At 70.2% G+C, this 12,239-nt stretch carries 10 protein-coding genes and 2 rRNA genes; 9 read left to right on the top strand and 3 right to left on the bottom strand.

Annotated features, from left to right (window positions below):
* Positions 1–34: 34 nt before the first annotated feature.
* From HDC93_RS03225 to HDC93_RS03190, 8 genes are all read left to right on the top strand, one after another.
* On the top strand, positions 35–655 hold the full coding sequence (locus HDC93_RS03225; RefSeq protein WP_185007001.1) for a TetR/AcrR family transcriptional regulator: 621 nt from the start codon (positions 35–37) through the stop codon (positions 653–655).
* Between the two features lie 226 nt (positions 656–881).
* The gene (locus tag HDC93_RS03220; RefSeq protein ID WP_185006999.1) at positions 882–2,171 is read left to right on the top strand and encodes a S53 family peptidase; all 1,290 of its coding nucleotides are present in this window, start codon (positions 882–884) and stop codon (positions 2,169–2,171) included.
* Between the two features lie 481 nt (positions 2,172–2,652).
* Complete coding sequence (locus HDC93_RS03215) at positions 2,653–2,961, top strand: hypothetical protein (RefSeq protein WP_003991275.1); 309 nt, start codon at positions 2,653–2,655, stop codon at positions 2,959–2,961.
* Positions 2,962–3,169: 208 nt separating this feature from the next.
* Positions 3,170–3,997: a hypothetical protein gene (locus HDC93_RS03210; protein WP_185006998.1), complete on the top strand. Its 828-nt coding sequence runs from the start codon at positions 3,170–3,172 to the stop codon at positions 3,995–3,997.
* On the top strand, positions 3,987–5,321 hold the full coding sequence (locus HDC93_RS03205; RefSeq protein ID WP_185006996.1) for a hypothetical protein: 1,335 nt from the start codon (positions 3,987–3,989) through the stop codon (positions 5,319–5,321). The genes HDC93_RS03210 and HDC93_RS03205 overlap by 11 nt, the downstream gene beginning before the upstream one ends.
* Positions 5,318–6,874: an SCO6880 family protein gene (locus HDC93_RS03200; RefSeq protein ID WP_185006994.1), complete on the top strand. Its 1,557-nt coding sequence runs from the start codon at positions 5,318–5,320 to the stop codon at positions 6,872–6,874. The genes HDC93_RS03205 and HDC93_RS03200 overlap by 4 nt, the downstream gene beginning before the upstream one ends.
* Before the next feature lie 6 nt (positions 6,875–6,880).
* The gene (locus HDC93_RS03195; protein ID WP_185006992.1) at positions 6,881–8,290 is read left to right on the top strand and encodes an ATP-binding protein; all 1,410 of its coding nucleotides are present in this window, start codon (positions 6,881–6,883) and stop codon (positions 8,288–8,290) included.
* 16 nt (positions 8,291–8,306) lie between these two features.
* Positions 8,307–9,983, top strand: a complete 1,677-nt coding sequence (locus HDC93_RS03190; RefSeq protein ID WP_185006990.1) for a type IV secretory system conjugative DNA transfer family protein — start codon at positions 8,307–8,309, stop codon at positions 9,981–9,983.
* A gap of 33 nt (positions 9,984–10,016) precedes the next feature.
* Here the strand turns inward: HDC93_RS03190 and HDC93_RS03185 are convergent, their stop codons facing one another.
* On the bottom strand, positions 10,017–10,559 hold the full coding sequence (locus HDC93_RS03185; protein WP_185006988.1) for an N-acetyltransferase: 543 nt from the start codon (positions 10,557–10,559) through the stop codon (positions 10,017–10,019).
* A 771-nt stretch (positions 10,560–11,330) separates the two neighbouring features.
* On the opposite strand from HDC93_RS03185, the gene HDC93_RS37730 reads away from it, so the two are divergent.
* Positions 11,331–11,897 (top strand): hybrid sensor histidine kinase/response regulator transcription factor, encoded by a 567-nt coding sequence (locus HDC93_RS37730; RefSeq protein ID WP_221516216.1) that lies wholly within the window; start codon positions 11,331–11,333, stop codon positions 11,895–11,897.
* Between the two features lie 57 nt (positions 11,898–11,954).
* Here HDC93_RS37730 and rrf read toward each other — a convergent pair.
* Positions 11,955–12,071, bottom strand: a 5S ribosomal RNA gene (rrf, locus tag HDC93_RS03175).
* A gap of 95 nt (positions 12,072–12,166) precedes the next feature.
* Positions 12,167–12,239, bottom strand: a 23S ribosomal RNA gene (locus tag HDC93_RS03170); the annotation flags it as partial.

Genomic DNA, 12,239 nt, shown 5'->3' with positions numbered 1-12,239 from the left:
GCAACAATGATGGCATCGCCAACATCGGGATACGATGGTCCGCATGCCAGCAAGCCGCCCCACCCCGGAGAGCCGCCCCTACCACCACGGGGATCTGCGCTCCACCCTGCTCGCCGGTGCGGAACGCACCCTGCGGGAGAAGGGGACCGGCGCGCTCTCGCTGCGCGAACTGGCCCGGGAGGCGGGGGTGAGCCACGCCGCACCCGGCCGCCACTTCAAGGACAAGCAGGCCCTGCTCAACGCCCTGGCGCTGGTCGGCTACGACCGGCTGGGCCAGGCCCTGGAGGGCGCCGACGACCCCACCCTCCCGCTGGAGAAGCGGCTCACCGCGCTGGCCCGGGCCTATCTCGCCTTCTCGATCGACAACGCCGAGCTGCTGGAGCTCATGTACGCCCGCAAGCACGAGCCCGACGCCTCCGAGCAGCTGGCCGCGGCCGTCGACCGGACGGTCGGCTCCCTGGAGCGGGTCATCGCCGACGCCCAGGAGCGCGGCGAGATCATCGCGGGCGACCCGCAGTACCTCACCCTGGTGACCGGCGCCACCCTCCAGGGCATCGCCTCCTTCGCGGCGGGTGGCATGCTCGCCCCCGAGGCGGCCCTCGACGGCACCGAGGAGTTCGTCCACCTCCTCCTGCACGGCCTCAAGCCCCGCTGATTCCGGGACCCTCGGTCAAGCAGCCCCCATCGCCCGGCCATCGAGCCGTCAGCGATCGGTAAGCCCCAGGCCCTCTTCGGTAAGGCGGAAGTCAGGATTCCGATCACCGTCTTGTTGTCACGTACTCAACAAGCGATCGTCGTCGCGGGTCGCCGCCCCCGCCGGGAAACACACCGGCGGTCCCCCACCCGCAGGCCTCTGCCCACCACTGCCAGGAGGCTGTACCTTGCGCACGACACCCTCGACTGCCCCCATTTCCCTCCTCAGATGGCGCCGCGTGGCGTCCGCCGTCACCGCTACCGCCGCACTCCTCCTCACCGGCCTCACCACCGCCGCCCAGGCCCAGGCTTCGGACCCGAGCAGCTCCAAGGTCACCTGGACCCGCTCCTGCGCCCTGCCCCGCCACCCGGGCGAGATGGCCTGCAACGCCCTGCGCGTCACAGGCGGCCGCACCGCCTTCCAACAGCAGCACGGCATCACGGCCAAGGCCGCCGAGGCCTCCTCCCCCTCCGGCTACGGCCCCACCGACCTCCGCAACGCCTACGGCCTCACCTCCGCCGCCGCGAACAACGGCTCCGGCCGGACCATCGCCATCGTCGACGCCTACGACGACCCGAACGCCGAGTCCGACCTCGCCGCCTACCGCTCGCACTACGGCCTGCCCGCCTGCACCACCGCGAACGGCTGCTTCAAGAAGGTCAGCCAGACCGGCTCCACCACCGCCCTGCCCACCGCCGACAGCGGCTGGGCCGGCGAGATATCCCTCGACCTCGACATGGCGAGCGCCATCTGCCCGAACTGCCACATCACCCTCGTCGAGGCGAAGTCGGCGTCCATGGCCAACCTCGGCACCGCCGTGAACGAGGCCGTCTCCCTGGGCGCCAAGTACGTCTCCAACAGCTACGGCGGCGGCGAGTCCTCCTCCGACGCGACGTACGACTCCGCCTACTTCAACCACCCGGGCGTCGCCATCACCGTCAGCGCGGGCGACGCGGGCTACGGCGCCGAGTACCCGGCGGCGTCCAAGTACGTGACGGCCGTCGGCGGCACCAGCCTCACCGCCTCCTCCACCACCCGCGGCTGGACCGAGAGCGTCTGGCGGACCAGCAGCACCGAAGGCACCGGATCCGGTTGCTCCGCCTACGACACCAAGCCCGCATGGCAGACCGACACCGGCTGCGCCAAGCGCATGATCGCCGACGTCTCGGCCGTCGCCGACCCGGCGACCGGCGTCTCCGTCTACGACACCTACGGCGCCGACGGCCAGGGCTGGGCCACCTACGGCGGCACCAGCGCCTCCGCCCCGATCATCGCCAGCGTCTACGCCCTCGCCGGCACCCCGTCCACCGGCTCCTCCCCCGCCAAGTTCCCCTACGCGAAAACCAGCGCCCTGAACGACGTCACCAGCGGCAGCAACGGCAGCTGCGCCACCAGCTACTTCTGCACCGCCCGGACGGGCTACGACGGCCCGACCGGACTGGGCACCCCGCAGGGACTCGGCGCCTTCACCGGCTGACGTCTCCCACCCGGTGACGGACCGTCACCGGAAAACGCCGTCCGGGGCTGTGGGGGCCCGGAGACGGCCGGGGAACACAGGGGCCGCGGCTACCCAGCCGCGGCCCCTTCGCCGTGCCGGGTAGCCTTCACCCGGGGAACACACCGGCGCGACCACTCACCCGACCAGCCGTCAGAAACAGCCCCAAAAGGTGAGAAAGGCCGCAAGAGGGCACAGCGACGGAACCACACCCCAGGTTCCACTCAGGCCTCATTGCCCGGCGTTACCTGCCGTGATACACAGAGTGACCATACGATCCTTCGTACACCGCCCGTCGCCACCCCTAGGGGCCGGAGCGGAACGGTGGCAAGGTATTCGCACGAAACCCGCCAATCAATGACGCCAAGTCGACATACGACAGCATCATTGTCGGCGAGAATGAGGCCTGACCTCTGCACGACCGCAGAGGGCGCGGAACTACCCAACAGGGGCGGTGACTTACATGCTCTTTGCGGCCGACAAGGGAGACATCAACACCATCATCGGTGGGATCGCTCCGGACTGGGGCCCCTTCGGCAGCCTGGGCAACGAGGCGAAGGTGATGATCGAGGTCGTGATGGCGGTGGCCATCCTGCTCTGCCTCGGCATCGCCATCTGGGGCGCCGCCAAGCAGCGCATCGGCGCCACCGCACTGCGCGACACCTTCAGCGCGGAGCAGGGCAAGGGCCTCATCATCGCGGGCCTGACGGGAGTCTTCATCATCGGCTCACTCGGGACGCTGTTCACCATCGTGTACGGCATGGCCGTGTAGCCCGGGCACCATCCGCCCGGCCGGGCACGCCCGGCTCCCCTCCATCCCACCCGCCCGTCGTGCCCACCGGCTGAGGTTGCGTGTCCCTGATGTCGAGTCACCACACCGCGCCCGCGCGGGAACCAGCACGGCTACCGTCGTACGAGGAGTATGAGAAGTACGACCGGTACGAAGTGTTTCCGCACGACGTCGAGGGGGCGTACGCGGCATGAGTCTCGGTGACGACCACGAGTCCTCCGGTGGCTACGGCGGCACGGGCCAGACCCGCACCCGCCTGCCCGACTCCGGCGACGCCTTCGGCGACCCCCGCCGCCGCTCCTCGTCCCGCAGCCTGGTCACCGTGGTCGGCGTGGTGGTCCTCCTGATCGCAGCGATCGCCTTCGCGAACCGGGGGGACGGCGACAGTTCCTCTTCCACGGACGGCCCCTCAGGCAAGCCCGACACAGCAGCGACGGCCCCCTCCGGCCAACGCCCCGTCAAGTCCAAGTCCGCCGCGGGCATCCCGTCGGGCTTCGCCCAGGACCAGGAGGGGGCGGAGAGCGCGGCGGCGAACTACGCCGTCGCCCTGGTCTCCGCCGACATCCTCAAGCCGGCACGGCGCCCCGAGATCGTCCGCCAGGTGTTCGACGCCGCCAAGGCCTCCGAGCTGGAGAGAAACCTAGACCGGGTCTACAGCAAAGCCTTCCTGGAGAAGGTCGGCCTCGACGCGAACGGCGACGCGCCCAAGGGCAGCATCTACGTCTCCCGCACGACGCCGGTCGGCACCAAGGTCACCGACTTCTCGGGCAGCACCGCCACGGTCGAGGTCTGGTGCACCGGCGTGTTCGGGATGACCGGGGAGAGTTCACAGAACCCCGTCACCAACGACTGGTTCACCATGACTCTCCTGCTGCGCCGGACCGACGGCGACTGGAAGGTCGACAGCTTCTCCCAGAAGGAAGGCCCCGCGCCGGTCAACGGCGACAACAGGGTGTCGACGTCGGACGCCATCTCGAAGGCCGTCGAGGAGTTCGGAGGGTTCACGTATGCCCGGTAGCCCGCGCCGCGCGGCCAAGGTCGCCGCAACCCTCACCGCCGTGCAGACCACCCTGGTCCTGTTCGCCAGCCGGGCGGCGGCCGCGCCCACGCCCACGCCCTCCCCCAGCCGCAGCGACGACAACTGCTCCCTGCTCTCCGGCCGGGTCCTGGAGATCTGCGAAGGCGACACCGGCACCGGAAGCGGCAGCGGTACCTCCCGCCTCGACCCCACCTCCACCCTCGACCCCCTCTCCTCCCTCGCCAAGGGCTGCGCCGACGCCGCCTCCTGGACCGTCGACAAGCTCAGCGAAGCCGTGAAGGAGACCGCCAACGTCGACTTCACCAACCCCAAGTTCCTCCAGCAGTACGCCGTCGTCTTCGCCGCCTCGACGATCCTCACACTCCTGCTGTGGCTCCTGGCCGTCGCCAAGCGAGCCGTCCGCGGCGTCCCCCTGACCACCGCCCTGTCCGAAGCCATCGGCTTCCTCTGGCTGACCGTCCTGGCCTCCGCGTTCACCCCCCTGATCCTCTACACCGTCGTCTCCGCCACCGACGGCGTCACCGAGGTCCTCGCCAAAGCCACCGGCGACCAGACCGACGCGTTCTTCGGCACCTTCTCCGAGGCCCTCAAGAAGGGCGAGGACATCGGCGGCGGCCCGATCATGCTGATCGTGGTCTCCCTGGTCAGCATCCTCGCCGCCGGCGTCCTCTGGCTGGAGCTCGTCATCAGGGCCGCGCTCCTCTACGTCGGCGCCCTCCTCGGCACCGTCGTCTACGCCGGCCTCGTCGACAAGAACCTCTGGGGCCACGTCCGCCGCTGGGCCGGCATCATGATCGCGGTCATCCTCATCAAACCGGTGATCGTCATCGTCCTCGGCCTCGCCGGCGCCCTCTCCGCGGACGACGGCCCGAACGCCTTCTCCGCCGTCGTCTCCGGCCTCGCCATCATCCTGCTCGCCATCTTCGCCAGCGCGATGATCTACCGCTTCGTCCCCGGCTTCGGCGACGAGATCGCCGGCTCCCGCAACAACCGCCTCATGCAGGGCGCCGAAGGCAAGGCAGCGGCCGTCATCAGCTCCCCCGCGTCCCTCGTCGCTCAGGGCATCAAGACCCACAGCACCCGCGCCGACAACAACGGCGGAGGCAGCCAGTCCTCCGCCCCCCGCCCCAGCAACCCCGCCTCCGGCGGAGTCGCCGCGCACAGTGCGCGCACCTCGAACGGCGGCGGCGGATCTGTCCCCTCCGCCGCACCCGCCCCCCGTTCGAGCAGCCCCGTCAACACTCCCCACGCCAGCAACACCCGCAACAGCAGTACCAACCGCACGGGAGGTGAAGGGCGTTGACGACCGAGTCCCACGTGTCCCATCCGGTCACGCCCCGCCGGACATATCTGATCGGCCGCGCCCGGCCGAACGCGATCATCGGCCGCAACCGCGAGACCGGCGAGATCGCCCTGATCGTCGTGGGCGCGTTCCTCGGCATGATGTGCGGGCTCCTCGTCCCGGTGCTGAGCCTGCGCATCGTGCTGCTCGCCGGCTTCCCGATGCTCGCGCTGTCCGCGGTCTACGTGCCGTACAAGCACCGTACGTTCTACAAGTGGTTCGAGATCAACCGCAGCTACAAGCGGACCCTCAAACAGGGCACCGCCTACCGCTCCGCCGTCATCGAGGCCGGCACCCGGCTCGACGGCCGCGAGGTCGAGGTCGGCCCGCCCCCCGGCATCGGCCGCATCACCTGGCTGGCCGCCCCCTTCGGCCCCGACGAGATCGCCGTGCTCCTGCACGCCGACCGCAAGACCGTCACCGCCGCCATCGAGATCGAGGGCCCCGGCGTCGGCCTGCGCGACAGCGAGGACCAGGAAGCCCTCGTCGACCGCTTCGGCACCCTGCTCAAGCACGTCGCCAACGGAGACGGCTTCGTCACCCGCATCCAGATGCTGGCCCGCACCCTCCCGGCCGACCCGGACGCCCACGCCAAGGACGTCGCCGTCCGCGGCGACGAAAAGGCCCTGCCCTGGCTCCAGGAGTCCTACGACCAGCTCCAGTCGATGGTGTCCACCAGCAGCGAGCAGCACCGCGCCTACCTCGTCGCCTGCATGCACTACACGCGCGACCTCGCCGCCGAGGCGGGCGCCATGGCCCGCGCCGCCCGCGCCCACGGCGGCAAGGTCGACCGGGACGCCGGACTCGCCGTCGTCATGGCCCGCGAGCTCACCGACATCTGCTCGCGCCTCCAGGAAGCCGACATCCGCGTACGGCAGCCGCTCGGTCAGGGACGGCTGGCCTCGCTGATCCACTCCATGTACGACCCGGACCACCCCATCGACCACATCCAGGCGATGACGAAACGTAATGCCTGGCCGGCCGAACTGGACGCCATGGAGCCCACCTACCTCCAGGCCAAGACCCGCGAGTCCTCCACCCGCGCCCCCTGGTGCCATGCCACGGCCTGGGTGAAGGAATGGCCGATGACCCCCGTCGGCGTCAACTTCCTCGCCCCGCTGCTCGTCCACACCCCGGACGTCATCCGCACGGTCGCCGTCACCATGGACCTCGAACCCACCGAGGTCGCCATCGAGCGCATGCTCACCGAGAAGACCAACGACGAGGCCGAGGCCTCCCGCGCCGCCAAGATGAACCGCACCGTCGACCCGCGCGACATCGCCGCGCACTCCCGCCTCGACCAGCGCGGCGAGGACCTCGCCAGCGGCGCCGCCGGCGTCAACCTCGTCGGCTACATCACCGTCTCCTCCCGCAACCCCGACGCCCTCGCCCGCGACAAGCGGACGATTAGGGCCTCCGCGGGCAAGTCGTACCTCAAGCTGGAATGGTGCGACCGCGAGCACCACCGCGCCTTCGTGAACACCCTTCCCTTCGCCACCGGCATTCGGAGGTAGGACCTGATGCGGGACCCGCTGTCCGTCCTCACCGACGCCTTCACCTCCTTCCTCTTCGGGAAGGTCGAGACGACCAGGCTCCCGGTGCGCACGTCCACGGGCCAGGCCCAGGCGGTGTATCTCCCGACCGCCGCCCCCGGCCTCGGCGACTCCGGCGTCATCATCGGCCGCGAGGTGTACTCCGGAAAGGGCTACATCTACGACCCCTTCCAGCTCTACGGCCAGCAACTCCCCGCCCCCCACTGGCTGGTCCTCGGCGAGTCCGGCAACGGCAAGTCGGCGCTGGAGAAGACGTACGTCCTGCGCCAGCTCCGCTTCCGCGACCGCCAGGTCGTCGTCCTGGACGCCCAGGGCGAGGACGGCGTCGGCGAGTGGAACCTCATCGCGCAGGAGCTGGGCATAACTCCCATCCGCCTGGACCCGACAGCGGCCCTGGACATGGGAATCCGCCTCAACCCGCTCGACCCCGCGATCACCACCACAGGCCAGCTCGCCCTGCTCCGGACGATCATCGAGGTCGCCATGGGGCACGGCCTGGACGAACGCTCCGGCTTCGCCCTCAAGGTCGCCCACGCCTACGTCAACGAGACCATCGTCGACCGTCAGCCGGTCCTGACCGACATCGTCGAGCAGCTGCGCCACCCCGAACCCGAGTCCGCCGAGGCGATGAACGTCGCCATAGACGACGTACGGGCCTGGGGCCTCGACGTCGCCCTGGTCCTGGACCGCCTGGTCGACGGTGACCTGCGCGGCATGTTCGACGGCCCCACGACGGTCGGCATCGACCTGGACGCCCCGCTCATCGTCTTCGACCTGTCCCACATCGACCGCAACTCCATCGCCATGCCCATCCTCATGGCGATCGTCGGCGTGTGGCTGGAGCACACCTGGATCCGCCCCGACCGGAAGAAGCGCATCTTCCTGGTCGAGGAGGCCTGGCACATCATCAACAGCCCCTTTGTGGCGCAGCTGTTCCAGCGCCTGCTGAAGTTCGGCCGACGCCTGGGCCTGTCCTTCGTGGCGGTCGTCCACCACCTCTCCGACGTCGTCGACGGCGCGGCGGCGAAGGAGGCCGCGGCGATCCTGAAGATGGCGTCGACCAGGACGATCTACGCCCAGAAGGCGGACGAGGCGAGAGCGACGGGCCGCGTCCTGGGCCTGCCCCGCTGGGCGGTGGAGATCATCCCGACGCTCACCCCCGGCATCGCCGTCTGGGACGTCAACGGCAACGTCCAGGTCGTCAAACACCTGGTCACGGAGACCGAACGCCCCCTGGTCTTCACCGACCGCGCGATGACCCAGTCGTCCGCCGACCTCGCGGACGACGCCCTGCAGGCCGCCGAACTCGAGGCGGAGGAACGCGCCGCGGCCTTCGTGGAGCACCACCTGGGCGACTCCGAATCGACGGTGGCGTAGGCACAGGGGAGGACGTGTGAGACCGGACGACCGTCACGACCGGCGGGCCGGCCAGGGAGGCATCCCCGACGGCCTGCTGGTCGGCGTACTGGCGTTCCTCCTCGGCATGACCGTGCTGGCGTGGACGGCCACGGGCCTGGCCGCCCTGTTCGCCCACGGCTCCTGGCCCTCCGGCGTCACCTTCGCCCGGACACCGCTCGCCATGCGCGGCCTCATCGCCCAGCCCCATGACATCCCCGGCGCCTGGCCCGACACACCCCCCGGCGAACTCTCCGGCTACGGCCTGTTCTGGGGCCTGTTCATCGGCCAGCTGATGCTCCTGGTCGTCCTGACCGTCTTCGTCATGGGCACCCTGGCCCGGTGGCGGGCCGTCCGCGCCAGGAACCGGGAGCGAAGGGCCGCGACGGCGCAGGAACCGACGGTGTCCGGCACACCGGCCCGGGGAGCCACCACGTACGAAGCACACGCACCCGTGCAGCACGAGGTCCCGGCCCCGGGGCAGAGCCACGGCCCCACCTCGACCACGGCACAGCACCACGGATCCCCCTCGACGCAATACGAGGTCGCGCCCTCGGCGCAGAGCCACGGCGCCGCCGCGACGCAGAACGAGGTCCCGACCCCTCGCCGCTCGCCCACCGACCCCGCGAGCCCCCTGGACTCCACGACGAGCCCCCTGGACTCCACCGCGAGCCCGGCAGGCACCCCTCAGCCGGCGACCATCCCCGCGAGCCCGGCACCTCTGTTCGGGCAGGAACGGGTGAGCAGGTGGGAAAAGATCCTCGTAGCCCCGAAGGAAACCCGCCAGGCCACCGCCACCCAGGCCCTACGCGACGCGGAAGGCCCGGCCCTCATCGTCACGTCGAACCCCCTGCTCTGGCAGGACACCAAGGACGCCAGAGCCAAGCTGGGCCCCACCCACCTCTACGACCCCACCCACCTCTGCGACACCCCGTCCCGCCTCCACTGGTCCCCCACCACCGGCTGTGAGGACAAGGACACGGCATCCCGGCGGGCCACAGCCCTCCTCACCCCCGTACGCCCCACCGCCAAGCTCGACCAGGCCCTCACCGACACGGCCACCACACTCCTGCGCAGCTATCTGCACGCCGCGGCGATCGACGGCCGCACCATCCGCCACGTCCACCGCTGGTCCCAGGGCACCCAGATCCAGGACGCCGTACGCACCCTCCGCACCAACCCCAAGGCCGCCCCCGGCTCCGCGGGTGAACTCGAGGGCGCCCTCACCGCCCACCCCGAACGCCGCGACATGGCTCAGCAGTTGACCACCCGCGCCCTCGCGGCCCTCTCCACGGTCAATATCCGCGAAGCCTGCACTCCCAACCGAACTGACGCCCTCGCCTTGGATTCCTTCGTCCACGAAGGGGGCACGCTTTATGTGGTGGGGGAATCCATCGAGGACCCCAGGACGAACCCGGGCGCCATGCCCCTCCTGACGGCCCTCGTCTCGAGCGTGGTCGAGCGCGGCCGGCACATGGCCGAACGGTCATCGGCCGGTCGCCTCGACCCACCAATGACGCTCGTCCTGGACGACGTCGCGGCCGTGGCCCCACTTCCCCAACTCCCGGAGCTGCTGGCCACCGGAGCGGACCGGGGCATGCCGACCCTGGCCCTGCTCCGGTCCCGCGAACAGGGCCGCGCCCGCTGGCCGCACGACGAACTGCCGGTCCAGTAACCCGACATACCCGAGCACCAGGACACGGGAGCCTCACTCCCGCTCGATGACGAACTCCAACTCCCGCTCCCCCGCGTCCCCCAACGGCACGGTCACGCCACTCGGCAGGAACCCCACCCGCCGGTAGAACCGCTGCGCCCGCCCGTTCTCCTCGTGCACGATGAGCCGCACCCGCTCCAGACCCCGCGCCCACGACCACTCCAGGGCAGCGTCGAACAGCACCTCGGTCAGCCCGCTCCCGCGCTCCTCGGGCCGCACGAACACACCGACCACATGCCCCTGCTTCCGCTCCACCGAAAACCCGGCCCAGTCGGTCGCCCCGGGCTCCTCCACGAGCACGGTCAGCGTCCCCACCCACTGCCCGTCCGGCCCCTCGGCGATGATCTGCTGCGCCTTGTCCGCCCCTTCGGCGGCCCCCGCGGTCCGCTCCTGCCAGAAGGCATCCGGCCTGGCGGCGGCCTCCTCGTACGTCTCCAGGAAGGCCAGGTGCGCCACCGGATCCCGCAGCGCCGCGAGCCGCAGCTCCTTCGCCGCGACCCACTCGCCGGCACGGACGGACCGGATCACATAGCTCATACGGCCACGGTAGTACTTGGGTACGACACCCCTCACCCCGATTACCCCGCCGGTCCAACGCCCGCCGCCCCCGCACACACGAGCATCGAGGCCTGCCGACGGCACACGACCCGACCCAGCGCCACGACGACGTGGACTACGCCGTCCGCCACCACCAAGACGCGTACCGCCCCGCACCGGATCCCGCACGATGGACCCCGTGACGGACAACCGGGCGCCGGAGCCCCTCACCGAATACGCCCAGCGCCTCACCCACCGGGTGCGCGCCTTCGACCGACGCCGCCCCCTCCTGTGGGACCTGCCCTTCACCGGCTTCTGGGTGACAGCCGCCCTCATCGACTACACCGGCGGCGGCTGGCGCACCAACGCACACCAGCTCGACCTCCCCCGGCTGGCTGCTCCTCACCCTGAGCCTCGGCCTCTCGGTCCCACTCCTCTGGCGCCGCACCCACCCCGGAGCGGCCCTGGCCGTCATGGCTCCCTTCGCCCTCGCCAACTCCTGGACCGGCGCCGCGCTCCAGGCAGCCCTGCTCCAGCTGGTCCTCGTCTACCACCTCGCCCTGCGCCGCCCCCTGCGCGACCTGTGGTGGGCGACGGCCCTGGTGATCGGCCCGGTCCTCCTGTCGGCCTTCCGCCACGGGGAGGGCACCTGGGACCAGCAGATCGGCTCGCACCTCATGTCCATCACCGTGGCCGTCCTCATCGGCGTGACGGTCCGCACCCGCCGCACCTACACCGAGGCTTTGCAAGACCGCGCCCGCCGCCTGGAGATTGAACGCGACCAGCAGGCACCAGCTCGCGACGGCGGCCGAACGTGCCCGCATCGCCCGCGAGATGCACGACATCATCGGCCACAACCTCTCCGTCATCACGGGCCTGGCCGACGGTGGCCGCTACGCGGCCGCCAAGTCCCCCGAACGCGCGGCCCAGGCCCTCGACGCCATCGCCACCACCAGCCGCCAGGCCCTCACCGGACTCCGCCGCCTTCTCGACGTCCTGCGCGAGGAAGAGAAGCGACAGGCCCACCTCACCCCCCAGCCCGCCCTCACCGACCTCGCCCCGCTCCTGGAGGCCTACGTCCATCACCTCCCGGCCGGCCCCACCGCACAGGACGGGACGGCAGAGGACGCCCGCCTCACGTCCCTCACCGACCGGGAACGCGAGATCCATACGGTCATCGGCCAGGGCTGGACGAACACGGAGATCGCCACGCGCCTCCATCTGGCCGAGTCGACGGTCAAGACCCACGTGGGCCGCATTCTGGCGAAGACCGGTTCCCGGGATCGCATTCAGGCGGTCATTCTGGCGTACGACACGAAGCTGGTGCAGCCGTCGTAAAGGCCCTGAACGCAGAAAACCCCCGCATCCGAAGATGCGGGGGTTTTCCCAAAGATTGTTCGGCGGCGTCCTACTCTCCCACAGGGTCCCCCCTGCAGTACCATCGGCGCTGTAAGGCTTAGCTTCCGGGTTCGGAATGTAACCGGGCGTTTCCCCTACGCTATAACCACCGAAACACTATGAAACTGTCGAACCATGCCGCACCACACCATGACCATGGCATGGGGCCGTTCGTGGTTTCAGAACCAACACAGTGGACGCGAGCAACTGAGGACAAGCCCTCGGCCTATTAGTACCGGTCAACTCCACACGTTACCGTGCTTCCATATCCGGCCTATCAAC

Origin of the sequence: Streptomyces sp. AK010 (assembly GCF_014207295.1) — a bacterium.
GTDB lineage: Bacteria > Actinomycetota > Actinomycetes > Streptomycetales > Streptomycetaceae > Streptomyces > Streptomyces massasporeus.
This window is presented reverse-complemented; position numbering and strand designations above follow the sequence as displayed.